24 protein-coding genes are annotated in these 26363 nt (G+C 47.7%); all 24 read right to left on the bottom strand.

The window, feature by feature from the left end:
- Positions 1-16 precede the first annotated feature (16 nt).
- A complete protein-coding gene (locus SPTER_RS06770) occupies positions 17-772 on the bottom strand; it encodes an ATP-binding protein (RefSeq protein ID WP_144349626.1) in 756 nt (251 codons plus the stop codon).
- Between the two features lie 46 nt (positions 773-818).
- The gene (locus SPTER_RS06765) at positions 819-2789 is read right to left on the bottom strand and encodes an ASKHA domain-containing protein (RefSeq protein ID WP_144349625.1); all 1971 of its coding nucleotides are present in this window, start codon (positions 2787-2789) and stop codon (positions 819-821) included.
- Between the two features lie 68 nt (positions 2790-2857).
- Positions 2858-4204 carry an acetyl-CoA decarbonylase/synthase complex subunit gamma gene (gene acsC, locus SPTER_RS06760; RefSeq protein WP_144349624.1) on the bottom strand — a complete coding sequence of 449 codons (1347 nt, stop codon included), beginning with the start codon at positions 4202-4204 and terminating at the stop codon, positions 2858-2860.
- A gap of 134 nt (positions 4205-4338) precedes the next feature.
- A complete protein-coding gene (acsB, locus tag SPTER_RS06755; protein WP_144349623.1) occupies positions 4339-6468 on the bottom strand; it encodes an acetyl-CoA decarbonylase/synthase complex subunit alpha/beta in 2130 nt (709 codons plus the stop codon).
- A gap of 71 nt (positions 6469-6539) precedes the next feature.
- The gene (gene cooS, locus SPTER_RS06750) at positions 6540-8477 is read right to left on the bottom strand and encodes an anaerobic carbon-monoxide dehydrogenase catalytic subunit (RefSeq protein ID WP_144349622.1); all 1938 of its coding nucleotides are present in this window, start codon (positions 8475-8477) and stop codon (positions 6540-6542) included.
- Positions 8478-8665: 188 nt separating this feature from the next.
- Positions 8666-10339, bottom strand: a complete 1674-nt coding sequence (locus SPTER_RS06745) for a formate--tetrahydrofolate ligase (RefSeq protein ID WP_144349621.1) — start codon at positions 10337-10339, stop codon at positions 8666-8668.
- Between the two features lie 42 nt (positions 10340-10381).
- Positions 10382-11146 (bottom strand): ATP-binding protein, encoded by a 765-nt coding sequence (locus SPTER_RS06740; protein WP_144349620.1) that lies wholly within the window; start codon positions 11144-11146, stop codon positions 10382-10384.
- Positions 11147-11241: 95 nt separating this feature from the next.
- Positions 11242-11889 carry a DUF3786 domain-containing protein gene (locus tag SPTER_RS06735; protein ID WP_144349619.1) on the bottom strand — a complete coding sequence of 216 codons (648 nt, stop codon included), beginning with the start codon at positions 11887-11889 and terminating at the stop codon, positions 11242-11244.
- A 52-nt stretch (positions 11890-11941) separates the two neighbouring features.
- Positions 11942-12805 carry a bifunctional 5,10-methylenetetrahydrofolate dehydrogenase/5,10-methenyltetrahydrofolate cyclohydrolase gene (locus tag SPTER_RS06730; RefSeq protein WP_144349618.1) on the bottom strand — a complete coding sequence of 288 codons (864 nt, stop codon included), beginning with the start codon at positions 12803-12805 and terminating at the stop codon, positions 11942-11944.
- Positions 12806-12821: 16 nt separating this feature from the next.
- A complete protein-coding gene (locus tag SPTER_RS06725; protein WP_144349617.1) occupies positions 12822-13454 on the bottom strand; it encodes a cyclodeaminase/cyclohydrolase family protein in 633 nt (210 codons plus the stop codon).
- A gap of 293 nt (positions 13455-13747) precedes the next feature.
- Entirely contained in the window at positions 13748-14599 is an 852-nt protein-coding gene (locus tag SPTER_RS06720; RefSeq protein WP_144349616.1) for a UbiA-like polyprenyltransferase, read from the bottom strand.
- Entirely contained in the window at positions 14592-16052 is a 1461-nt protein-coding gene (locus tag SPTER_RS06715) for a menaquinone biosynthesis decarboxylase (protein ID WP_144349615.1), read from the bottom strand. Before SPTER_RS06715 ends, SPTER_RS06720 begins: the two co-directional genes overlap by 8 nt.
- Positions 16053-16084: 32 nt before the next feature.
- A complete protein-coding gene (gene tatC, locus SPTER_RS06710; protein WP_144349614.1) occupies positions 16085-16915 on the bottom strand; it encodes a twin-arginine translocase subunit TatC in 831 nt (276 codons plus the stop codon).
- Positions 16915-17130 carry a twin-arginine translocase TatA/TatE family subunit gene (locus tag SPTER_RS06705; protein WP_144352785.1) on the bottom strand — a complete coding sequence of 72 codons (216 nt, stop codon included), beginning with the start codon at positions 17128-17130 and terminating at the stop codon, positions 16915-16917. Before SPTER_RS06705 ends, tatC begins: the two co-directional genes overlap by 1 nt.
- Positions 17131-17260: 130 nt before the next feature.
- Positions 17261-18046, bottom strand: coding sequence for a FadR/GntR family transcriptional regulator (locus SPTER_RS06700; RefSeq protein ID WP_144349613.1), 786 nt, complete (start codon positions 18044-18046; stop codon positions 17261-17263).
- Between the two features lie 22 nt (positions 18047-18068).
- Complete coding sequence (locus SPTER_RS06695; RefSeq protein ID WP_144352784.1) at positions 18069-19022, bottom strand: polyprenyl synthetase family protein; 954 nt, start codon at positions 19020-19022, stop codon at positions 18069-18071.
- A 99-nt stretch (positions 19023-19121) separates the two neighbouring features.
- Positions 19122-19370: a 4Fe-4S binding protein gene (locus SPTER_RS06690; RefSeq protein WP_144349612.1), complete on the bottom strand. Its 249-nt coding sequence runs from the start codon at positions 19368-19370 to the stop codon at positions 19122-19124.
- A 12-nt stretch (positions 19371-19382) separates the two neighbouring features.
- Positions 19383-20099 carry a 2-oxoacid:ferredoxin oxidoreductase subunit gamma family protein gene (locus tag SPTER_RS06685; protein ID WP_144349611.1) on the bottom strand — a complete coding sequence of 239 codons (717 nt, stop codon included), beginning with the start codon at positions 20097-20099 and terminating at the stop codon, positions 19383-19385.
- 4 nt (positions 20100-20103) lie between these two features.
- Positions 20104-20874, bottom strand: coding sequence for a thiamine pyrophosphate-dependent enzyme (locus tag SPTER_RS06680; protein ID WP_144349610.1), 771 nt, complete (start codon positions 20872-20874; stop codon positions 20104-20106).
- A 19-nt stretch (positions 20875-20893) separates the two neighbouring features.
- Complete coding sequence (locus SPTER_RS06675; RefSeq protein WP_144349609.1) at positions 20894-21970, bottom strand: ferredoxin oxidoreductase; 1077 nt, start codon at positions 21968-21970, stop codon at positions 20894-20896.
- 504 nt (positions 21971-22474) lie between these two features.
- A complete protein-coding gene (locus SPTER_RS06670; RefSeq protein WP_144349608.1) occupies positions 22475-24103 on the bottom strand; it encodes an L-lactate permease in 1629 nt (542 codons plus the stop codon).
- A gap of 351 nt (positions 24104-24454) precedes the next feature.
- Positions 24455-25363 (bottom strand): phosphate butyryltransferase, encoded by a 909-nt coding sequence (locus SPTER_RS06665; protein WP_246105512.1) that lies wholly within the window; start codon positions 25361-25363, stop codon positions 24455-24457.
- The gene (gene ahbB / locus SPTER_RS06660) at positions 25356-25853 is read right to left on the bottom strand and encodes a siroheme decarboxylase subunit beta (RefSeq protein WP_144349607.1); all 498 of its coding nucleotides are present in this window, start codon (positions 25851-25853) and stop codon (positions 25356-25358) included. The genes SPTER_RS06665 and ahbB overlap by 8 nt, the downstream gene beginning before the upstream one ends.
- Before the next feature lie 55 nt (positions 25854-25908).
- On the bottom strand, positions 25909-26358 hold the full coding sequence (ahbA, locus tag SPTER_RS06655) for a siroheme decarboxylase subunit alpha (protein WP_144349606.1): 450 nt from the start codon (positions 26356-26358) through the stop codon (positions 25909-25911).
- Between the last annotated feature and the right edge of the window lie 5 nt (positions 26359-26363).

The raw sequence follows: 26363 nt of genomic DNA, 5'->3' as shown, positions 1-26363 counted from the left end.
CGCTCCTTCCAAACTTTTAGATTTCTACTTTTTTACAAATGGCGTTTACCGCCTGTACAGCCACTGAACTGTCTGGTAAATCGAACAGGGGCTGACTAAGCAAATCATATTTAGCTACCAAAGGGTCATTGGGGATTACGCCGATTAATTCCAGACCGGTTTTGTCAATCTCTCCCTGCAGGGTAAGGAGATCCTCATCGCTTTGGGTTTTAGTAACGATTAAATAGATTTTTTTCACGTCCGATTTTAGTGTGTCAACAAGCTGCCGCACACGTCCGGCCGAACGAATACTGCGGGCTGAGGCGTCACTCACCACGAACATATAGTCAATATCCTGGGTTACGCGGCGGCTGATATGCTCCAAACCGGCCTCGTTATCCATCAGCACATAGCTGTAGTTCTTGCTCAGCTTATCCATATAGCCTTTAAGAAGGTTATTAGGAAAACAATAACAACCTGGGCCTTCAGGTCCACCCATCACGAGCATATCAACATTGTCTGATTCGACTAATGAAGCTTGGAGTTTATATTCAATATAAGTTTCCTGGGTCATACCGGCAGGAATGTTCTTGGGATTTTTGGTACTTGTTATCATTTCCGATATCGTTTGGTCAACATCCATACCCAACGCTTCATTCAAATTAGCGTTGGCATCTGCGTCAACTGCCAAAATGGAGCCTTTATTGTTTTTAACAAGATACCGAATCAGTAACGCCGCAAATGTGGTTTTTCCGGTACCGCCTTTCCCTGCCACTGCTATATGCTTTGCCATATCTTGAAACTCCTTTCAATAACACCCGGCTTAAACAGTCTCTGCATCAAAGACTGATATTGGGAAATAAGGTCAAATCAGTATGTGGAATAAACAAGGATGAGACAAATTCATCCATAAACAGATTACCAACCGATAATTCAATATATGTCATTTTTCCGGCGAGACTGTTGGCTTCAAGCCAGGCTTCTTGCGATAACAGGGCCATACAGGCACCTTTGGCCGAGGTATTGCCAACATATTTGTATTTTTCTATAGGTATATCCGGTAATAAGCCAATAGCGATTGCATCAGGTATATTAAGGTAATTACCGAAGCCGCCGGCCACATAGATGTTTTCAATACTCTCAAGCTCGAAACCCACTACATTCAGCAAAGTGCGAATACCGGCAAAAACTGCACCTTTCGCTCTGAGCAGGTTTTTGACATCGGCTTCACTAATGACAATATCACGGTCAATATCCGTTTCTTCCTGCCAAACCAGGACATATTCCGGCCCGGTATCACCAATGCGGATGCGTTCAGTCGGCAGACTGGTCTGAAATTTTCCGGCCCTGTCAATGATGCCGGTACGCCGAAGTTTAGCCAGGCAGTCAATCAGCCCGGAACCGCAGATGCCGATTGGTTTGCCGTTATTGATCGTCGAATAAGATGCCTCATAGGTTTGCGAGTCTATTTCCACGCGCTCAATCGCACCATACATAGCCCGCATACCAAAAGTTATCCCCGACCCTTCAAAGGCCGGACCGGCTGAACAGGAACAGGTTACCAGCCAGTCACCGGAACCTAAGACCATCTCGCCGTTTGTTCCAATATCAATCAACAGGGAGATTGGTGCATCCTCATTGCCCATACCGGTAAACAAAGTGCCTGATACAATATCGCCACCAACATAACTAGCCACTGACGGATAGCTGAACACCAAGGCATCAGGATTCACTCTAAGCCCCAATGCCTGCGCCTTAACCACAGGAAAGAAGTTAGCGGTCGGAATATACGGCTCGAGGCGGATGAATTTGGGGCTAATCCCCAGGAACAAATGAGCCATGGTAGTGTTACCGGCGGCCATCATTACCCGGATATCAGCTTCTTTAATCTGCTTTTGCTTAATCAATAAGTCTGTAATCAAAGTGTTTATCGTATCAATAATTGATTGATAGACAGTCTTCAAGCCATCAGGCTCATCTACTGCATAAACAATACGGCTGATGACATCATCACCAAAACGGGCTTGCCGGTTATGAGTACCTGCAGTTTCAACAACCCGGCCCTTCTCCAGGTCCAGGAGATAGGCCACTACGGTAGTAGTACCGATGTCGACGGCAATACCATACAGAGGCTGTTGACTATGGCCTGGCTCAACAGCAATTATTTCCGCCTTGCCACCAACCTCAGACACCAGTACAGTCACTTTAAATTGGGCAGCCCTGAGGGTTTCTCCCAAATTCCGAATAATCGGGAGGGAAATATTAATATCCGTACACTTAGTTTCTTTCTTAAGAGCCAAAGTCAAACGATTAAGGTCGTCACGATTGTCCTGCAGGTTAGCTGCAGGCAGGGTCAGCCTGATACACCGGCAGAGCGGGTTGAGCGGATAGCCGTTCAGTGGGCTTTCCTGTTTCTCGAGCAACAATTCTTTAAGCTGCCATACATGCAGCAAATAGTTGCTTAAGGCTTCGGAAATTCCACTATTAAGCTTATTGTCAGCAACAAGCACCTGATTTTTGCTCATGACCGAGGTTTTAGGGATCTCTACCACCAAATCCTCGTCCTGAACCAAAGTCTGGCAGGCTAAATTGAAGCCCTGCTCTGCAATCTTAGCTGCCAAATGGCTGTCCCGTTTGGCTTTAACAGCACCGCTCTTAATGTGTACTGTGCATTTACCGCAAGTACCGTCGCCGCCGCAAGGTGCTTTCATTTCGATATTGGCTTTACCGGCGGCAGTGAGAAGATCAGTGCCTGCAACCACCTCAACTTTGACTCCTGCGGGAAGAAATGTTACGAACCGTTTGTTCATCTTAAACTACCCTCCTGATTCGTTGAGCAAGGCTGCTATTAGCATTCAGCCAACAGTTACAGGGGTGATTATTTCACAAGGTGCGGGTAACGTGCTTTGGCAAAAGCCGGAATGCCAGCAGCTTCCTGCGGTCCAACGATTACGTCTAAACCGGATTTTTCTTTCAGTTTACCACTGATAATAGCAACATAACCGGGAATAACAATGCTGTTATGATTCACTTTATCCATAATGCCGATATTTTTAATGAATTCAGCAATAGGTTCAGCAACAAACTTCCCTGCGGCCCAGGCAGTAAGAACTGAAGCACCGTCGGTATCAACAGCTACGATATAGCCGGGAATTTTACTTGCTGCCACTTCACCTTCAACAGCAAAATAGGTCAGAGCGAAGTTTGTGCATACATACACAGGCGAGTCAGGACCAACATTGCCAATTTCATAAACCTTACTGGACTCAACAGCCATTGGCTTCTGCGGATCTGTATAGATATTCATGCGCCAGGCCATCAAAGGCAGCAATTGAGCTTTTTCATCAACCTTCAAGCAGACAATACTGGCATATTTAGCGACATAAGTAGCCGCTTCGACAATTTCTTCTTTGGAATCGGTGGCTACTGTGCAAGCAAGCAGCGGGTAGCCGAAAGGCCGGAATTTTTTCTTGATCGCCAGCCGGCGGGCATTAATCAATTCGGCTAACGTTTTCGCCTGTTGCTTATTTCCGAAATCAATAACAAGCTCTTTATATTGGGCAGCCACTTTTTCAACCAGGGCGGCTGTGTCGTCAAGGCCGTCACCTTTTACTACTACCGGGCAGTTATTGGCTTTGGCCAGAGCTACGACCTTTTCCCAGTTTTCAGCAGTTGCCGCATGGAGCAGCGGTTTCTTGGCAGCTACTGCAGGCACAGCTGCTTCCAGGCCTTCCAGATTGGCTACCAGCAGGAGCGCAAAATTAGCTTTGGCAGCAACAGCTTCAACGGCAGCTTTAAAAGTAGCCGCATTGCCGGAGCAGTTGGTGACAGCAACCATATCAATGGCTATTTTTTGGCCTACGCGGTCCATGACCAGACCGTTGATTTTTTCAATCTTAGCATCCAGTTCCGCACCGGACAGGGTGTCGGAAATCTGAATTGCCAAAGCAGTCGGATGATAGAAGGTTTTGTCATGACGGAACAGGACAGTTTCATCGCCCATTACAACCTCTTGTTCGCCGACGCCGACCTTTACAGTGCGTACAGGCGGAGCAGTAGCCGCGCCCAGGGTTTCTTTCGCCGCCTCCGTTGCGTGCGGACACATATCTAGGGATGCTTTGCCGTTAGCCATTGCCATTGCAAAAGCCAGGCAGGTAGGTGAACCACAGTCTTTACAGTTTGTCTTTGGTAGTTGTTTAAAGATATCCAAACCTGTTAATGCCATTTTCTCTTCTCCTTTCGATTATAAGCACTTTAAATAAATATGAGAATTGTGACACATCTTGAACCCTATATAATACTCAGTACCAAGATGTGCCACTCATTCTTCCTTAAATTAAATAACCAAGAGCTGCTTTATTACATCATGGGATCCATAGTTATTGCCGGATGTTGTTTTTCTTCCAGGAACGGCAGGATTGCCTCTTCATCGGTGCCAACAGTTTCGTCGGCAATTTTATCGACAAAATCAGCGCCCAGTCCGGCCGCTACAGCCGCATCAATCAAATCCTGACCCAGGAATTCCTTAAGTTCTTTCGGCATCCAGACAACACGTGCCAAACCACCATCTGCTGGAATAAACTTAGCGCTGCAGAGGTAACGACGGCCCATTCCCATGAAACCAGGGGTTTGAACACCGCCGCCGCAAGTACCGGCCAAAGCCGAGAAGGTCATGCCGCAAGGGGTATCACCAGTGTGTTCACGAGTGGTAAGCATGACACCATTACACAACGGTAGTATCGCCATAATAGCTTCGAAACATCCGCAGGAAGTCATCGGATCTTCCATCATGGTATAAAAATTAACCTTTTCTATCGTCCGGTTGGAGCCTGAGTAGAAGAATTCATTAAGGTTTTGCCACTGACCTTTTACAGGATCTATGCAATCGCCTTTTGTAACCGGCTGATTGGGGCCGGTTGGGGTAATTTCATTGGAGGCTTTGGCATCCAGCCAGCTAACAGCACCGCACAAGCCTACGTGTTCTGGCGTTACAATACACACATGGTTAGGTGCAAAGGACTGGCAGAGTGTGCATGTGTACCAGGTTTCGACTGCTTCGTCAGTGAGGCCTTTGAGACGGGCGTCACGGGCAGAGTATTTGGCGATTGCCAGTTTGATTTTTTCTTCAATGACATCCTTATCGGTAACAAGAGTGACTTGTACACGGTCAATAATAGCCGGATAGTCAGATTTGAATTTAGCAATAAGAATCTCGCCAATATCTTTAATTTTGAAGCCTAGCTCTTTAGCATTTTTGCCAATACGCACCCACATCATATTACGTTGAGCTACGTGCCATAAACCTTCGCCGTAGTTAACGAAGTAATGGATACGGCGCTCAAGCACGCCTTCGAAGTCTTCCTGCATCTTACGGCCATAGACATCAACCATGACACCGAGCGGGAAGACGCTGCCTTCCGGCATTTCATCAATTTCCGGTCCGATAACCTGAATTTTGCCGTCTTCCACCTCATCGGCCTCACACATCCGAACAAGCTCGAAGCTGGTGGAACGACCGCCGCCGAACTCAACATGAGCATCTTTTTTGCGGATGGTTTCGCCTTCGAAAGCAGGTCCAATGGTGATTGGTACAGGGATATCAACGATCTTGATTTTGATGCCGCGCATTTCAAGACCCAATTTGCCGATTTTCTCATAGTCCGGTTCAGATTGATACCAGTCGGGAATTTCCTCGGCCACCGGCTGGTCGGTGACAATGGGGAAGCCCATAAAGATGGCGCCGAATTCGGCGGCAAATTTAACAATATCATTGGGTCCAAGCTGAACGACAAAGGCCAGTACGCGTTTACCCTGGTATTCAATGGCCCGTTCACGCTGACCGGCAGGAATGCCGCCGAAGGCCAGACCGGCACGGAAAGCAAAGTTAACAGCATGGATAACCTGAGTAAAGTTACCGAGCGGGAAGGTAATGAAATCGGCGCCGATTTTAACGTTTTCCTCAATACACTGCTCGATAACCTCATTGCATAAGAAGATCATTATCCCTTTAGACTGGAGGTCTTTTACCAGCTTGGCAGTTGACTTGCTGTCCTTGCCTTTGCCGACAATAACGGCAACACCGGGGATCGTCTGGTCAACCAGTGGCACACCGAACTTACGCAGAATAGGGTCAGCAATGAACCCACAGTAAGGAAATTTATCAGGTTTAACACCTTTAAGATAACGCAAGGCCTCAATAACTTCAGCGGCATACAGGGTTGCTTCCCCGTTCAGTTTAGCGTTTTCAAAAGTTAATCCTTCCCTGATGTTAGTCGTCCGGATCCGGTTTAGAATAGGGGCCAGGTCACCAATGGTATTAACCTCTTCACCGCTCAAAGCTGTAATTACCGGCAGTCTGTAGGCAGTATCAGGATATTTTACCGGGCAATCGGCACCATGTTCCTTGATGGCTTTGGCCAGAAGAATTTCCGCATAGCTAGTAGCTGTAACAGCACCTTCGTAGGCGCCTTTAAAAAGCTCCATAGACATATTATTTTTCGTCCTCCTTCATAGAGTCAATTTCTCAGTATCAAAAAGGTGCAATATATATTTAAAGTTACTTAGTTAGCTTCTTCTCTTGCTTGATTGGCTTTCTTGCGCATGGCATTCTTCCAGTTGCGTTCTTCAAGGATGTCTACCAGTCTTGTCGCTGCTTTAACCGGATCAGTCTCCCAGAAGAAGAAGCCGCCAAACACGTCTTCCGCAACCTTAGTAACAACGTCATTGACAAGGGTACTGCCAACAGTAGGAGCAACAACGCCCACATGCACAGGATTGCCAAGAGCAACATTCCAGGAACCGATGGCAACAGCTTTTTCCGACATTGCTTCCGGCGCTGAGGCAACATAAGGCACATCACGGTTATCCAGGCCCATTTCCTTCGCCATCATATTGGCCAGGTCCTGGGCACGGCTGTTGTCAACGCAAGAGCCCATATGGAATATAAGTGGCAGCTCAGCTGTTAAACCGGCAGCTGCATTCAAACGGGCAATGAATTTCTTAAGTCCTTCACCGGCATATTTCTGCACACCGTCACCGTTTAGCAGGCCTTCTTTACCAAATGCCTGGGCTGCGCAACCGGTAGCGACAATAAATACGTCGTTTTTAGCCAGCTCGGTAGCGATAGTGAAATGGTTTTCATCGTGAGTGCCCTTAAGGTTGTTGCAACCGGCAAACAGGGCAACTCCCTTTATTTCACCAGCCTCAATGGCATCGGTCAGAACCCGGATTGGCGCATCGGCATTTATCTTCTTAAAGATATTAAGCAGTGATTCCAGCGTAAAACCGGCAACAACCGTGTTTCTGACATCCGGAATGCAAACCTTTTCAGTATCGCGAACCTTGTAAGCATCAATAGCCAGACGGATAATCTCTTTGGCGCTGTCCAGGGCACGGTGCTCATCAAAGGCCAGGTGATAGGATCCAGGAATTTTCATAATCGGCATGGTAGTAATAATCTTGGTATGATAGCACTCAGCCAGGCTGCGTAAGCTCGGCATAATGCACTGTACGTCAACAACCATCGCGTCCATAGCTCCTGTAAGGATAGCCAATTCTTGAGTAGCAAAGTTAGTGGCAATAGCGACACCTTCACGAGTCAAGACTTCATTACCAGTACAGCAGATACCAACAAGGTTGATGCCTGCAGCGCCAGCAGTTTTAGCTTCTCCCTGCATCTCTTTGGCAGCTTTAACTACCATTTGCGAGAGCAGCGGGTTATGGCCATGAAGAGCAATGTTAACCTTGTCAGCTTTGATGGCGCCAAGGTTTGCTTCAGTCACTACAGGTACACCGGTACCAAACAGAATATCGGAAAGATCGGTAGCCAGCGCCATACCGTCATAGTCGCACAGAGCAGCCTTCAGGCCGCCGAAAATAATATTAACAGGATCGGCGTCATTACCCGCATGGGTTTGGTGCAATAATTGGGCCAGACTCAGATTGATCCCGCTGGGCATGATGTTGGTTTTACGGAGGACGTCCAATGTGCTTTCATTGCTATTGGCAGTAAGCCAGGTAATCTCGTCTTCATTAACGCGGCCAAACTCATCCAGAGCAGCTGTGGCAACATCCTTGGCAACAGCCAGTACATCGCGGCCTTCCGTTTCGACACCAATCTTTTTAGCAACAGCTATTAGTTTTACAGCATCAGTGATCTGATAATCCTTCAGTTTGCCTTCGGCAACATGCAGAACGGTTTCCGCAATGTGACGGCCATGGTCAGAGTGAGCAGCGGAACCACCGGCGATATAACGGACAATGTTACGGGCAACAATAGTGTAGTCCATAGCACCGCAGATGCCTTTATTTCCACCCGGTTTCTTAGGCAGAATACGGCAGGGGCCTTGCAGGCAAATACGGCAGCAGATACCTGTGTTCCCGAAAGTACAACGGGGCTCTTGCGCTTTGGCGCGGTCAAATGTTGTTAAAAAGCCGATTTCTTTAGCCCTATCCAGCATTGGGGTGGCTGCCACGTCGATTGTTCTTTTGTCGGACATTCTTCTTTTCCTCCCTATGTTCTTCATAGTTGTTTTTCAGTGAGTCCACTTACAAAGGAGCTGGCTACTCAGGTTTTTACGATTATGAGGTTTTTTTCACAAACTCTATCTTCAGTATTCGCCCTATATCGGGCGAATACCTGCAAGGATTGCGAAAAATTTTTGATATATTAGTATTTTTTGTAGAATTAGAATAAACCAATAATTTTACCGGTATTATCAATATCCATTCTTTCGGCGGCAGGGGCTTTCGGCAAACCGGGCATTGTCATAATTTCGCCGGTGATTGCCACCAGGAAACCGGCACCGGCGGCAACCCGCAGTTCACGGACAGTGATGCTAAATCCGGACGGACGCCCCAGTTTAGCCATGTCGTCACTCAGGGAATATTGGGTTTTCGCCATGCAAATCGGCGTTTTATCATAACCAAGAGCAGTCAGCTCCTGAATGGTCTTTTCCACCGCCGGGGTATAGTTTACACCGTCAGCGCCATAGATTTCGGTGGCAATAGCACTGATCTTATCTTTAATACCAGCTTTTTCGTCGTAGATAAATTTAAAGTTGTTGGGCTTTTCACAAGCTGCCAGAACTTTATCGGCAAGTACCAGGCCGCCCTCGCCGCCCTTGGCCCAAACCTCGGATAAGGCGACTTCTGCCCCCATAGCATTGCATTTTTCCTCAACAAATGCAAGTTCATTATCCGTATCAGTCGGGAAGGCATTGATGGCAACAACCGTGGGCAGTCCGAATTTCTGCATATTTTCAATGTGTTTGGTAAGATTGGCAAGCCCTTTTTCCAGTGCCGCCATATTTTCGCCGACCAGTTCGGTTTTAGGTACGCCGCCATGCATCTTGAGGGCCCGAACTGTGGCGACTATCACAACTGCAGCAGGCGTAAAGCCGGCAAAACGGCATTTAATATCCAGGAATTTCTCCGCCCCCAGGTCAGCACCGAAACCGGCTTCAGTTACAACAACATCGGCAAGCTTCATGGCATATTTGGTGGCAGATACACTGTTACAGCCGTGAGCAATGTTTGCAAACGGGCCGCCATGGACGAAAGCCGGTGTGTTTTCCAGGGTTTGCACCAGATTCGGCTTAATGGCATCTTTGAAGAGCAAAGTCAAAGCCCCGGTTACTTTCAGGTCGTTCGGAGTCACCGGTTTGCCGTCCAGCGTATAAGCAACAATAATCTTGCCGATACGGGCTTTCATATCATCAAGATCTTTAGCCAAACACAGAATAGCCATCATTTCCGACGCAACCGTAATATCAAAGCCATTTTCCCGCGGTACGCCGTTGGCTTTGCCGCCCAGACCGCAAACGATAAAACGCAGGGCCCGCTCGTTAAGGTCCAGCACCCGGCGCCAGGTTACACGGCGGGGATCAATCCCCAGAGCATTGCCGTGATGCAGGTGATTGTCAATAATTGCTGCCAGGAGGTTATGGGCAGTGGTAATCGCATGGAAATCACCGGTAAAATGCAGGTTAATATCTTCCATTGGCACTACCTGGGCATAGCCGCCGCCGGCAGCGCCGCCTTTAACGCCAAAACAGGGTCCAAGGGATGGTTCACGCAGGGCAATAACAACCTTTTTGTCTTTTTTCCGCAAAGCATCGCCAAGTCCGACCGTAGTCGTGGTTTTGCCTTCACCGGCCGGGGTCGGATTGATGGCGGTTACAAGAATCAGCTTGGCATCCGGCCGTTCTTTAATGCGTTCCCAGGTTTTCAGGGAAACCTTAGCTTTGTAACTACCGTAGAGTTCCAGCTCTTCTGCAGGGATCGCGAGTTCATTGGCAACATCAATGATTTTGGACATCTTCGCCTCTTGAGCGATTTCTACGTCACTTTTAAAAGACATTCATCCTTACCTCCAATATTTTCGAGCTTTGCTCTTTAAAACCTAGGGTTTGGAGTTGGCGGCCAGCCGCGCATAAATTTCCTCCATTGTCGTTTTGAAGGCTCCGGTAAGTATGTCCCCTCCATTTCCGAGAGCAACATCCAGCAGTTCATCATCAAAACGAATGACGCCTAACAGTTCATGAGATGCAAACTGTTCCTGGATAAATGCTTCTTCTTTAGGAGAACGTATTTTATTAGCGATTACTTTTGCAACTTCAATGCCTAAATCCTTTGCCAGCTGCATGACCACCCTTGCAGTTTGCACACTGGTTTTACTGGGTTCTGTTACCACAATCATCAGGTCTACACCTTTCGATGTTCCCCGCGTTAAGTGCTCAATGCCGGCACCCATATCAAGAATAACGACATCATCTTTTTCAAGGATCAGGGAATCCACAACTGAAAACAAAAAAGCATTTTCGCGGCAGTAACAGGCTGAACCACCGGGTTTAACGGCACCCATTCTTAAAAATCTGATGTTACCCACGCTAATGGAATACTCGTCTAAAATGTCGTCAACATCAGGATTAAGGGTGTAGAACAGGCCACCACCGGCACTTTTTTCCTTAATCACTTCTTCCATATCAATTAACGGAATTACTTTAGCCAAGATATCATCAGAAATTCCCAGAGCAAGACCTAAACTGGCATCCGGGTCAGCATCCACTGCATAAACGCGACGACCATCACGGGCAAATAATTTGGCTAAACTGGCAGAGACAGACGTTTTACCGACGCCGCCTTTGCCGGAGACTGCGATTTTCAAAATTTCACCTCCTTTCCCACGTACGCGGACCAGTAAAACTGGTTATTTTGTTATTGACTAAATTATCTGCCAAATTCAGACAGTCTGCCATTGCATCAGGCAAGTGCCCGGGCCGTCTTCCCCAGCAAACTGGCGCCGGCGGCGGCAGCTACAACGAGATCCTCCGTAGGCAGGTAATCGGAGGCCGTAGCGTCAAACAGCGCCGTGGCGTTGGCCGGAAACTCTTCGTCACCTTCCCAGATCACATAGGTAACAGGAACCCTGGGCAAGACATCCACAGTAACAGCAGCATCACCATACTTTACAATCCGGCCGTCCAGCTTTTCCCCGGCTTTAACCAGGAGTCCGGCTTTCTTGCCAAATATTGCTTTAAAGCCGCCGAGAACGCGGCCATTAAAAGGCTGTAAATAAATCATACCGCCCGGTATTTCTTTAAAGGATATCAATTGTCCGCTTAACAGCTGACCGCCGGCGGTCACCAAATAATGCAGGATGACTACCTTTGCCGCCAGCGGCACTTGCTCCTGCCGGCAGGCATAGCTTACTTCCCCTTCAGGATAGCTGACAGTATATACTTCATTGAGATAGTTAAGGGTAAAAAGCTTGTTGGCACTATCAAATCCAGCGCCACTGCGGGCGGCCATTGCTGCCGGATTTTTAGCAGACAGGTCTGTACAGGCTTTTTCATACGCTAATAAATAGCCGTTCTGCAGATGCTGCGGAATAATGTTACCAGTTTGCATCAGCTGTGCCTCCTAGCGCGATAGATAAGTGAAACTAACGATTATCAGAAAACTATGCCAGTCCGTTTTGCATTTCGCAGGCCTGAATGGTCTGTTTACAGAGAACCACCGTAGTTACAGACCCGACACCACCGGGAACCGGCGTAATTTTACCGACAATGGGCTCAACCTCGGCATAATCCACATCACCACAATATTTACCGGGGTTAGCGGGATCTTCATTGATACCTACATCAATGACAATCTGGCCTGGCTTGACATAATTGGCCTTCACCATTTTAGCACGGCCGACGGCAGCAATCAGGACATCGGCCTCAGCACATACTGCCGGCAGGTTGTCAGTACGGGAATGACAAATGGTAACGGTGGCATGTTCTCTGAGCAACAACATCGCCACAGGCTTGCCAACAACCTGGGAGCGGCCCAGCACAACTGCCTTTTTGCCTTTCAGCGGGATATTATAAAATTTGAGGATATCCATGCAGGCCGTGGGCGTACAGGGCGGGAAACCGGTGGGATCATCGGTATACACCTTGGCAGCACTGCCAATTGTCATGCAATCAACATCTTTTTCCACCGGGATCAGATTACGGATCTTCTTCTCGTCCAATTGCTTGGGGAGCGGGGCAAACATCAAAATACCGTTTATTTCTTTATTCGCGCCAACAGCAGTCACTGCTTGTTCAAACGCAGCCTGGTCAATATCGGCCGGATACTCAAAGACCTGATAAGCCATACCGACGGAATCACAGGTTTTCTTGGCACCGCCCTCGTAGAACAGGTCGTCCGGCCGGGCTCCAACCCTGATAATTCCTAATTTGGGCGTAATGCCTTTGGCTTTAATTGCTGCCACTTTCTGGGAGAGTTCCTCCTTCATGGCATCGGCAACTGCTTTACCGGCTAATCTCTCAGCCATTATCCAACATCCCCTCCTATTTCTTTATTTTATTTAAAACCAATTCCAACGTCGCATCGGCGATCTGCGAACCGGCAGCCAGGAGTTGTTCCATCTCCGCCCGGTTTTTGCTGACATATTCCTGATCTTTGATGGTATTAAGATTAATGACAACATTAAGCATCCCGCTGATCAGCGCCGATTTCAAGAAGACGACCCCGCAGCCGACATCAGAAATAGCCAGATTTGTTCCTATCTGGCCCATACGCTCATGAATCTTGATGCCTTCATAACACTTACGCATAATCTGCATAGGGCCTTCACAGGCATCCTTAGAGCATTTTTCCATCACTTTTTCTTTATAGGCAATCTGTTCCGGCGTATCTTTAGGCAGGCCATAAGCCTTGGACAGAGGTTCAAAAACCGCAGCGTCCTCATCCACTAAAGCTCTTAATTCCGCAATTACCTTATCCCCTTTAACAATCAGCTCCTTGACCTCATCCTCAACTTCAGCATACTTCTTTTTGCCAACGGTAAGGTTACCTACCATGTTGGAAAGAGCCATGCCAATCGCACCGCCCAGAGCTGCAGCCCCGCCGCCGCCCGGCACCGGGGCCTTTGAGGCCAGTACATCCAGAAAATCCGTACAGGACTTATCCAGCATACTCATTAATGTTTTCTCCTCCCATCTGCTTTGTTATTTGCTGTACAATTTGGTTGTAAAATAACACGCCTTATATTCCGTGTAAACTAGTTTGTTATTTCACATACATTCCAATGGAAAAAATTCGCTTTTTATTCTGAAATTCCTGCTAGTTTTTAATTATTCAAAAAAAATTTTATTGTCTAATATTGTCGAAGCTTCCGTATAAAAATAAACTACCTTACCTTCTTTACAGACAGCGTAAGCTAGTTATTTATCTAGGACCTTCAGTATTTAAGTGTAAATCCGGACCAAATGTTTTACTTGTAAAGCAGGGCCAATGCAGTAAATAAGAGCATTGCCATCCCTACCAGGCCATTGCGCATAAAATATTTCTGGGTCACTTTACTCAAATCCGCCGGACTCACAATCAAGTGCTGATAGACAAGTACGGCTGCCGCCAGGGCCACCCCGGCGTAATAAAGGCTGGACAATTTTAAACAAAACCCGACAATAACAAAACCGGCAATGCTTACTAGATGCATACATCTGGCTAACCATAATGCTCCCGCTACCCCAAAGCGCACAGGCATCGAATGCAGACCCTGGGCTTTATCAAACTCCACATCCTGACAGCCATAAATGACATCAAAGGCAGCAATCCATACTGCCACCGCCAACCCCAGAATCAAGACAGCAGGTGATATATCACCCCTGACAGCAATCCAGGCCCCGACAGGCGCTGCCGCTAACGCCCCCCCTAAAACCAGGTGGCAGGTCCAGGAAAACCGTTTCATATAAGGATATAGTACCAGCGGTATAAGCGCCAGCGGCCACAGCTGTAAGCACAACGGCTGCAGCCGGGCGGCAGCCAGCAGAAACAGTAACAGACTGCCGGCAATTAAAGCCACCGCCTCCCAGGGTTTAACCAGGCCGGTAACCATCGGCCTTTGGGTAAACCGGGGGTGCAGCCGGTCATATTTTAAGTCGATAAGATTATTGAGCGCCAGCGCGGCACTGCGGGCACCGATCATAGCGACCGTAATCCACAGGAGATCATGTCCGTCGGGAAGGCCGCCAGCCGCCAGGAAAGCCCCCATATAGGCAAACGGCAACGCAAAAATAGAGTGGGACAAGGCAATATTATCCATATGGGCTTTTAACTTACTCAAGACCTAATTCCTTCCATTTGGCATCGACCATTTGTTTTATATCAGCCGACATAATAATTTCATCAGGCCATTCACGGGTCTGACCTTCTTCCCGCCAGGTCTTGGTCGCATCAATGCCGACTTTGGTCCCCCAGTTCGGCAGGGGCGAAGAATGATCAAGGACATCAAGCGGACCATCGACCATTGTTATGTCCCTGCGGGCATCAATGTTATTAAACACCCGCCACCAGACCTCGTTCATATCCTGGACATTGACATGCTCATCGACAACAATAATCATTTTTGTAAACATCATCTGCCCCATCCCCCAGATGGCATGCATGACTTTCTTCGCTTGCTGCGGGTAGCTTTTTTTGATTGCCACCACGGCACAATTATGGAATACACCTTCCAGGGGCAGGTTTATATCCACAATCTCCGGTAACTGGGTCTGTAATACAGGCAAAAAAATCCGTTCCGTGGCTTTGGCCAAAAAACAGTCTTCCATTGGCGGTTTGCCGACAACTGTCGCCGGGTACACAGGGTTTTGGCGATGGGTAATACAGGTGATATGAAAAACAGGGTAGTTATCGGCTAACGAATAATAACCGGTATGATCGCCAAAGGGACCTTCCACCCTGAGTTCATCTATTTTCACATAACCCTCAAGCACAATCTCCGAGCCTGCCGGTACTTCAACATCAATGGTTTCACATTTAACCATTTCCACCGCTTTCTTGCGTAAAAAGCCGGCAAAAACCATTTCATCAATATCACGGGGCAACGGGGCTGTTGCGGAATAGGTTATCGCCGGATCGCCGCCGATGGCAACAGCAACCTCGATTCTGTCCCTCCCCAGTTCCCGGTGGGCGCGGTAGTTCTCGGCCCCGTTTTTATGGATATGCCAGTGCATACCTGTTGTCTGATTGTCAAACACCTGTAGCCGGTACATACCGACATTGCGTTTGCCTGTAAGCGGATTTTTGGTAAAGACCAGCGGCAGGGTAATAAACCGCCCTGCATCACCCGGCCAGCATTTTAAGATTGGGAACTTGGCCAGTGACGGCTTGTCCTTAATAATCACTTCCTTGCAGGGAGCATTTTTTACATATTTTGGAAAATTAATGGCCCGCTTGGCGGCGGGGATGATCCTAACCAAATCCATTTTATTCTGGAGCGAGATATAGGGCAGCTTCAGAATTTGCCTGATTTCACGGGCTATATCATCGATATGTTCAACCCCCAGGGCCAGAGCCATACGGTCCATGCTGCCAAAAGCATTCATCAGCACAGGCATATCATACCCCTTAACATTCTCAAACAGCAAAGCAACGTTTTTTGCGCCTTGCATTTTTGAAACCCGGTCGGTAATCTCAGTAATTTCAAGCTCGCATTCCACAGGCTGGCTGATCCGCTTAAGCCAGCCCCGCGACTCCAGTGCCGCAATAAATTCCCGCAGATCGTTATAGGCCAAAGTAAAATGCTCCTTTCCCAAGAAAAAAACCACTATTTGCGCAATATATATTTTACAATCAGGAGGCTGACCTCATATAACAAAATCATGGGAACAGCCACCATTGTCTGGGAAAAAACGTCGGGTGTCGGGGAAATTAAAGCGCCAATAACAAAAGACATAACCAAAACGATTTTGCGTTTGGCGGTCAAAAAGGCAGAACTAATAAGGCCGACTCTGGCCATAACCAGAATAAACAGCGGCAACTCGAAAATAAAGCCAAAAGGCAATAAAAAAGAAATTACGAATGATATGTATTGACTGATGGAAAACATGGGCTGCAGGCTTTCATTGGCAAAGCCCATAAAAAACTTAATCCCGGCCGGCAAGACCAGATAATAAGAAAAAAACAGGCCAATAAAAAATAAAATAATTGAGGCCGGTACCAGAAAGACCCCTGCCGTCCGTTCATTATTGGTCAATGCCGGCATAACAAACGACCATATCTGATACATAACAATAGGCAGTGCCAACAAAAATCCGGCAAAAACAGAAACTTTTAAGTAGGTAAAAAAAGCCTCGGCCGGATTCATATAATATAACTTCCCCGCCGGGGCGGTAATCAGGCCCGTAATCTCGGTGGCGTAAAAATAGCAAATTAAACTACCGGCAGCAATGGCAACGATCATAATAATGATTCTGCGGCGCAGCTCTTCAAGATGACCGATTAAAGACATTCCCCCCTGCGGCTGATCTTCAGCAGCAACTTCATCGTTTTCTGCCCGGTACGGCTCATCTCTAGCCACTTTGTCACTGTATATTACACTATTTTCAGCTGGCGTCACTGCCGGCTGATTCGGTTCATTTTGCGTGCGATCTGGCATTAAATATCCTTCTTTTTCTCATCAGGCTGTTTGTTATCGGCTGTGGCTTCAACTTTGGACGGTTCATCCTTATTTACAATATCGCTGCTGGCCCGGCGGAATTCCTGGATCCCTTTGCCAATCGCCTTACCAACCTCCGGCAGTTTCCCCGGCCCAAAAACGACCAGTGCAATAACTAAAATTAACACTAATTCCGGCATGCTGAAACTAAACATCAAAACCAGCCCCTTTTTCTGCATATTAATATACAGCTATATTATACCTGCCCGTCCCGCAAAATACAATCCATCAAAACGAATAGCAAAATACGGCTAACCCTGTTATGTTATGTCCTGTCAAGACACATTACGAAGGAAAGCCGTAATCTTCGTTAGGAATTTGCAGCAGCTCTTTATTGCTCTTGCGTTTATTAATGGTATGGACTTTGCCTGTTTTAATCTTAATGAGAACATCTTCCACCAGGTTGAGATGCTCCTGCATCTTCCGTTTTGCCAAACGCGGATTACGGGCCGCTATCGCCTCATATATTTCATAATGTGATTGATGCAATAAAGTCGGCATATTATCAATTAAAAATAGTTTTTGCCTTGATGTGCGGAACGTATTTGTCAGCAGGTCTGAAATGGCATTCATTAATTTGATCAGTATGGGATTATGGGCTGCCTTAGCAATTGAAAAGTGAAAAGATGCATCACCAATCTCCCCGATACCGCCGGCGTTTACCTCCTCAAGCATGCTGACAAGCGCGTGTTTTATATTCTCCAGATCTTCCGGACTGGAGCGTGAGGCCGCAAGGGCCGCTGCTTCAATCTCTAAAATTTTCCTTACTTCCAGCAACTGCACAATATCATCAATTTCAATCTGTAAAAGAAAAGATAAGGGCTCCATCATGCCTTCATAAGAAACCTGTCTGACAAAGCTGCCTTCCCCCGGGCGAATGGTAATAATCCCCATAATCTCAAGCGCGCTAAACGCCTCACGCACCGACGCGCGGCTGACGTTTAGGGTGTCGGCCAGCTCCCGCTCAGACAGCAATTTGTCACCAGGATGTAATTTACCGTCAATAATAAGTTTTTTGATTTGGCCAATAATTTCTTCATAAACTTTTTTTGTCTTAACCGGCTTAAACATAGCACCTTCCGCGGCAATGCCGTCAGTACTTACGCAGACCTACGAAATCGGCTACAGCCAATAAGGATTGTCTCACAGGGCTGTTGAGTGTTACTGGCAAACTATTACGAGCATGTTGCAGGTATTTATGGACCTGAGCATAACTATATTCTATGGCGTCAGTCCCATGGACTATTTCCAGCCCACGTTTAACATCCTCGTCCGACATAACCTGGTTTACAACTATTTGTCTGAGTTCAGCATGATCAGGGCTGTTTTTTAACGCATAGATAACCGGCAAAGTAACTATCCCCTGCCGCAAATCATTCCCAACCGGTTTACCAATTTGTTCGGCCGAGGCTGTAATATCCAAAATGTCATCAGTAATCTGAAAAGCCATGCCAATTGAATAGCCGTACTCCCGTAACTGCACCACCTCGCTGTGTTCCATCCGCCCGGACAAAGCCCCCAGTTCACAACTCGCCGCAATAAACTCTGCTGTCTTCTGCGCCACTCGCAGACGATAATCAGCTTCATCCTGCTCGGGGTTAAAAGATTCTTTTAGTTGAATGATTTCACCTTCACACATTGTGCAAATGACATCAGTCAGAATCCTCAGCATGTGGTTATCAGCACCGGCGGTTACCGCCGAAAACGCCTTGGCAAACAAATAATCGCCAGTCAAAACCGAGCTATGATTACCCCAGCGGGCGTTAGCTGTCGGGCTCCCGCGCCGGGTTGCGGCATTATCAATCACATCGTCATGTACCAGGGTAGCCATGTGAATTAATTCAATGGCTACTGCCAGGGGTAAAAGCTCAGACTGATTAGGAGTAGCGCCCCGGGCACATAACAGATACAAAGCGGGCCGTAAACGCTTACCGCCCGCCTGTACCAGGTGCACGCTAATATCGTTAACCAAATCAACCGGTGATTGTATAATAGAATACAGTTCTTTTTCCACAGCAGCCAGATCATCTTGAACTATGCCAAATATGTTGTTTGGAAATTTGCTCACTCAATAATCACCTACAAGACAAAATCTGTCTCTATAATACACCATATACCGGCAGTAGTCTACAATATTGGCAGACCTTTACTTATTTTTTTCCACGCGGATAGCACAATCAGGACAAACCATCTGGCAAATACCACACACGATACATTTTTCCATGTCGGCTTCGACGCGCGGTGTACCATATACTCCCAGCTCTTCTGACCAGGTAATGCACTTTACCGGACATTTTTCCGTACACAAGCCACAGCCTTTGCACAGGTTAGGAAAAACAGCCCAAAAGCCTTTTTCGCCGTCAGATTTTACAGATTCCCAGTTAACTTTAGCCATTGCAGCCCCTCCTTACATTGCACTCTTAATGAGTTGATAGCCGCGTTCGAGAGCCTTAAAATTCATGTCTCGGAGTGCGGGATTTGCTTTAAACTTATCGCCCAGCTTAGTCTCCAGCGCCTTTTTAATACTGTCCATTGGCAAAACCTCAGTTGCGGCAATGACGGCACCCAAAATAATGATATTGAACACGCGTGGATGCAGTTCATTTTTCGCAATGTCATTGGCAGGGATGGCTACAATTTTCTTAACTTCCGGAATCGATGCCGGGTCTACCCCCGGTCCGGGTTTGGTAAACGAACAGGTCTTGGGTTCGCCGGCAATCAGGTCCTGCGGCAAATCGGCATTGGGATGTTCCGCGGTCGGACAGGGCGGGGTTACATCAAAGTACTGCAGGCCGATGATACTGTCGTTAACCTCACCCTCCTGAATCAGCGAATTATCATATATGTATACAGTCTCTTTCCCGGCATACATTTGGGTCCGGTCAACAGCGCGGGGACTTACGGGAATAAGAATATCGGCTTTCTGGAATTTTGGCGCCCCAATGGCACCATCGCTAACCTGAACAAAAGCAATGGAAACACCGCCCCGCTGCTCGACCCCGAAATTCGGAATATACAAGGCATTTTTACCTTCTGCGTTAGCAGCTTCCGCTAAAATTTCGGCAATGGACTGAACGCCTTGACCACCTTCACCCGCAATCGCTATTTTAATGACTTTTGCCATTGGTTTAGCCCTCCTTCGCTTGCGGCGTGCGGAGCTCGCCGACTTTAAAGTATTGAGCCATATCTTTTTCAATAAATTGCCAGGTTTGTTTGGCGTTAGTGCGCCAGTTGGTCGGGCAGCCGGCCAGACATTCCACAAAGGAGATGCCATTACCCTCGATTTGGTTCTGCAGGGCTTTTTTAATAAAGCCTTTCAACTGCCGGGGATTAGCAACAGTACCACGGGCCACATACGCGCCGGCGGGGGCCACTGCCGCAACCATTTCCGGTCCTTTAGTCGGATATCCGGCCTGTTCCACATCACGTCCGTAAGGTGTAGTTTCCGTTTTCATTCCCGGCAGTGTGGTCGGTGCCATCTGCCCGCCGGTCATACCATAGTTACAGTTATTACACAGGAAAATTGTGATTTTTTCACCCCGGACAGCGGCATTGAACAGATGCTGGGAACCAATGGCATAGCCGCCGCCATCCCCCATATAGGCAACGCCGATAATGTCCGTATTGGCCCGCTTCATGCCTGTTATTACCGGCGTCGTGCGTCCGTGATGGGTTTGCACCGTATCAACGTTAAAGAAATCCCAGGCCAGAAGTGAACAGCCAATGTCACAGCCGAACACCATCTTATCTTTTATCCCTAGTTCATCAATAGCCTCACCCAGACATTTCAGAATAATACCATGCCCACAGCCCGGACAGAACTTATGCGCCTTCGTATCTTGGTTCCAGCTGGCAGGCATGGCCGGCTGCAAAACATCGTTTTGTTTCAGGTCTTGCATGTTAGTCCTCCTTTCTGGTTTACAGTTTGTTATATTCTTCGATAATTTCTTCGGTCGTAATCCCGACCCCAGGCCGGAGCATCGGGACAATTTCAATGGTGCTGCCGAAGATTTCATGCTGAACAAGTTTGAGCAGTTGACCATAGGCCGATTCAGCCACCAGCAGTTTCTTAGCGCCTTTGCTGGCAGCTGTAAGCTGTTTGCCAGGGAAAGGGCGAAGCGTGACCGGCCGGAAATAACCTACTTTCCTGCCTTCAGACCGCAACTGGTTGTAAGCGGTCAAAGCCGCGCGGGACACAATGCCATGGGTAACAAAAATCACCTCGGCATCTTCACACCCTTTGGCATCCCATTCCACAATCTCAGCCGCCATCTTTTCCCAGTCGCGCTGATGGTTCATCACTACTTCATATAATTCATCTTCCGTGTTGTAAGTATTGCGAATATGCTTAATCTGACGGTCCGGTTTTTCAGTATCCCCCAGGATCGGTGCTGGCTTAACCAATTCCATTCCTTTTTCTTCAGGATCATAAATAGTGAGCGGTTCACGCATTTTCGCCTGATAACCGTCGCCCAGCACAAAGGCCGGAAAGCGGTAAGTCCAGGCCGCATTAAATGATTTAATCGTATAATCAAATAATTCTTGGTGAGTGGCAGTGGAATATACGATACGATGGCCCTCGCCGTTGCCGCCGAAGGTAGTCAGGGTCGTTTCCTGCTGGGCATAGATAACGGTGGCGGTCGAGGGGCCGCCCCGCTGCTGAATAATGTACACAATCGGCAGCCTCATCATTTCGGCCATGCCGGCGGATTCCTGCATTAAAACATTGCCAGGCCCTGCCGTTGCCGTAAATGCCTTGCGGCCTGAAATTACGCCGCCAAGAGTGGTAAAACCGGCAGAAATCTCATCTTCCGTCTGCAGAAAGCGTTTGCCGTATTTAGGCGCCAGCCTTGTCCAATAATGCATAATCTCATTTTGCGGTGTGATTGGGTAGCCGTACATAATATCGGCTTTAGCCGCCACTGCAGCCCAGGCACACACCTCGTTGCCTGTCATGAATACTCTTTGTTCACCTTTCAGTGAAACTTCGGCCATAAGAGCACCTCCTGAAAATATATAGCCTTGCTTACGATCAGCCTTGCGGCCGGGCCTTACTCAGGCTATAGCCTGACCAGCACCCGCGGCGGGTTCGTCCCGGACACTGGTCAAGCTATAGATTCATGTACTAGTATCTTGACAAAGTCAAATGTTCGGTTATACAACGCATCTTTTCCCGCACTGCTTCGTTGTCGTCGCCTTACAGATTGCCGATCTGCGCGGCCCGTGCAAGTAATAAGAGGCCCATATCATACAGGTCTCATTAAAGCAGATTTTAATGAATCAGTTAGCGTCCTCCGCCTTGCATTGCGAAAAAATCTACGTTGTCTAAAACTAACATCTAACTTTGCCAAGACACTAGTTTTCAAAAAATGGTTGGCCTATATACAGATAATGATATGAGGCGGGGATATTTCCCCCCCCCTCATATCATACCCAGCATCCGGCAGTTCTATATGCAGCGCCTGTATCTGGCGTTACTGACAAGTAATCCTAATTAAGCTAAGGAATCATCCAGGTCAGAATATACGCCTGGGCATAGGTCATAAGCCCGACCATAACAGCCAGAGTAAGGGAGTGCAATACAGTAAAGTTAAAAAGATCTCCCTCTTTGCCGACCAGGCCGGTAGCAGCAGTAGCTACAGCAATGCTCTGCGGTGAAATCATCTTACCGGTTACACCACCGGAGGAGTTTGCGGCCACAGCCAGGACCGGATCCATGCCCACTTGCTGAGCGGTGACAGCCTGCAGATTGCCAAATAAAGCGTTAGCAGAAGTATCCGAACCGGTCAGGAATACACCCAGCCAGCCCAGGAAGGCTGAGAAAAAGGGGAAAAAGCTGCCTGTTCCTGCCAGGAACAAACCTAAAGTGGAACTCATGCCGGAATAATTCATAACATAAGCAAGCCCCAGCACACAGGGGATAGTAATTAACGGTTTTGTTAACTGTTTAAAGGTCTTGACAAAAATATTACAGAAACGGCTGAGACCAACACCCAAAATAGCGGCTGAAATAATGCTGGCAATAAACAGAGCCGTGCCGGCGGCACTCAGCCAGTTAACTTTGTACAAGGCCGCCATCGCTGTTGACTGTTTCGCAATCGGTGCAACCTGCATAACCGCTTTATCCAAACCAGGCACCAATATCTTGAGTGAAACTGCATCAATTACAGCCTGAATCGGCTTTAAGCCCCATAAAATAACCATAACGGTAAGAACAATAAAGGGTGACCAGGCCTTAATAATTGTTCCCAATGAATACACAGGAATTTTTGTGGCGGTAGCTGCAGCTTTTTCATCGGCGAACCGCCAGATTTTAGCAGGCTTCCACGATCTCAGGAATACTGTTAAAGCTACAATTGTAGCTAACGCCGAGAGGATATCGGGAAGTTCCGGACCAATGAAATTAGATGAAAGATATTGAACCGTGGCAAACGAAATACCTGCTACCAGACAGGCAGGCAGCACTTCCATTGCCGACTTCCAGCCCGACATAAGGACAACAAGCCAAATTGGAATAATTACCGAGAGGAATGGCAGTTGGCGCCCTACCATTTGGCTGATCTTCATCGTATCCAAACCGGTTACCTGTCCAGCTACTATAATTGGAATACCAATACCACCGAAAGCAACAGGGGCCGTATTTGCGATCAGGCAAAGACCTGCTGCATAGAGTGGGTTAAAGCCAAGGCCTACCAGCATGCCTGCCGATATAGCAACAGGCGTGCCAAAACCGGCAGCCCCCTCCAGAAATGCGCCGAAAGCGAACGCAATCAGCAGCGCCTGCAGGCGGCGGTCATCGGTAATAGAAGCGATTGAGTTTTTAATAATTTCGAACTGACCGGTCTCAACGGTCATATTGTAAATGAAAATTGCGGTAATAACGATCCAAAAGATGGGGAATACACCATACATTGCCCCCATACCGGTAGCCGTAAGCGCTGTTGCCACAGGCATCTTATATACCAGTATAGCCACAAGCACAGCCGAGGTTACAGCGGCTGCGCCGGCAATTTGACCAGGTGTCCGGCGAATGGCAAGCAGATAAAAAATTATAATCATCGGGATTGCTGCCATAAATGCCGATAAAGCTAAATTTCCCATTGGGTCATATATTTGTGTCCACGTCATGAAATTTTACACCCCTCTTTTTTAGCATTAACGCTTTCTCTCTAAATTAATTTGTTTGAATAGTCTGCAAGTTAAGACGCTGCTTATACCCCCTCGCTTTCCAGTAAAGTTGCAAAAGTTACTAACCTTTTTGCATAAACCACCCGTCCGGGCACCTGCAGATGTAAGCAAAATTGGCCGCCCTAGAGGACTGGTGGTCTGACCATCTTACCTCTGATGTTATTCTACTTGTACTAACAAAATCCTGCTTGTAAAATCCAAATATTTATAACTTTTTATCTTTTTGGTAATTTTCTATATATCTTAATAAAAGTCATAAAAGGGCAGCCCTGCCGAAAGCTGCCCCTATGACTAACCAAGTAATGCTCCCAGTGCTATTGACATAATTTTTGCTTCGTAAGTATCGGCCCGTGATGTTACTATGACAGGCTTAGCGGCACCTAATACCAAGCCGGCCATTTTACCATTGGCAATGTAGACTAATGATTTGCCAAGGATATTGCCGGCTTCAATATCAGGTGCAACCAGGATATCGGCCATACCGGCCACAGGGCTGGTAATGCCTTTATGTTTCACTGCCTCCATATTGATTGCATTATCAAGCGCTAACGGACCATCAACAATAGCCCCTTTAATCTGGCCCCGGTCCGCCATTTTGGCCAGAGCCGCCGCTTCCAGCGTTACCGGCATATCAGGATTAACCACCTCGACAGCCGCCAGGATGGCTATTTTGGCAGGTCTGATTCCCAGTACGGTAGCTAATTGAACACTATTTTGAATAATATCGGCTTTTTGCTGTAACGACGGCGCAATGTTCATCCCCCCGTCAGTAATCATAATAAGCCGGTTAAAACCCGGGAGATCGTAGACGGCAGTATGGCTGAGCACCCTGCCTGTTCTTAAGCCAATTTCCTTATCAAGCACTGCCCTAAGAAAATCGGCCGTATTAATTATGCCTTTCATAAGCACATCGGCTTCGCCGCTGGATACAAGGGCTACCGCCCGGTAGGCGGCTTTGCGGTCGTCAGGTTCATTGATCAGCCTGACAGTGTCGAGCGTAACGCCAATTTTGCCGGCAACAGCTTTAATCTTATCCGTATCGCCTACCAGAATAAACTCGGCCAGTTGCTGGGCCTGCGCTCCCTGAACAGCCTCAAGCACGGCATCATCCTGGGCGGCAGCCACAGCAACCCGCTTAGGCGCCTTATTCTGTACCGCCGCCAGCACATCAGCAAAATTTTTCAGCAGCTTGTCAGTCAAAAGCTTCCTCTCCTTTCGCGTATTCAGGGAAATAACTCATACTGGTCTTTTTCCACTCCCGGGTGCTAAATAACAGGGTGTATGTCTCAAGCCCGGCTGTCTTTGCCAGTTCTGCGGCCAATCGGCGGCATTCGTCCCGGGTATGGGCATGCAGCATGGTATAAAAATTATAAGGCCAGCCTGGTTGGGGAATACGGGCATAACAATGAGTAACCACCCTAAAGCCGGACATTATCCGGCCGACTTTGTCCAACTGCGATTCCTGAACTACCCAGGCGCACAACGCATTGGCTGCATAGCCAACCTCCCGGTGCCGTAATACGGCTCCCATCTTGCGCAGTTGCCCCGACAGCCGGTATTTGTTCAGCCTTGCCAGCAGTTCCTCCTCGGTAATGCCAATTTGCTGCGCCAGCTCCTTATAAGGTTCCGCTACCAGAGGAAACTCGCCTTGCATGACGGCAATAATTTTTTTATCCAGGCTATCTAACATCAGACACACCTCGCCAACCGCTATTATCTTTTCAGAAAGCAGCTTAATTTATTTCTTACAGGGTAAACTCGACACTGACTTTGTATTTTTCAGTGGCCGGCAGGCTAATCAGGCTGTCAACCCCTGCTAATTGCGCTATAGCTGCCAGCGTTTTTTCCTGCTCGTCCTGACCGGCGGTAAGGAGTGTAAACCAAAGGTTATATTCGCCCTCACGCTCATAATTATGGGTAACACCAGGATAAGTGTTAATAGCCTCGGCAACTGCCTCTGTATAGCCGTCACGTACTTTAACTGCCGCCAGAGTACTGACATACCCCAAATAAGCGGAATCAAAGAAAGCACCTATTCGCCGTACATAATTATGTTTTTTAAGCCAAACCAACCGTTTAAGCACCGTAGCTTCATCAACCGCCAGACAGGCAGCCACCTTGGCGAAAGGCCGCGGCTCAAGAGGCAACCCTGTCTGGATAATATTAAGCAGTGCTTTATCAAAGGTACTTAGCATGCATG

It is taken from the genome of Sporomusa termitida, from assembly GCF_007641255.1.
Classification (GTDB): Bacteria; Bacillota; Negativicutes; order Sporomusales; family Sporomusaceae; genus Sporomusa; species Sporomusa termitida.
Note: the sequence above shows the minus strand (reverse complement) of the source record. Positions and strands in the feature narration are given on the sequence as shown.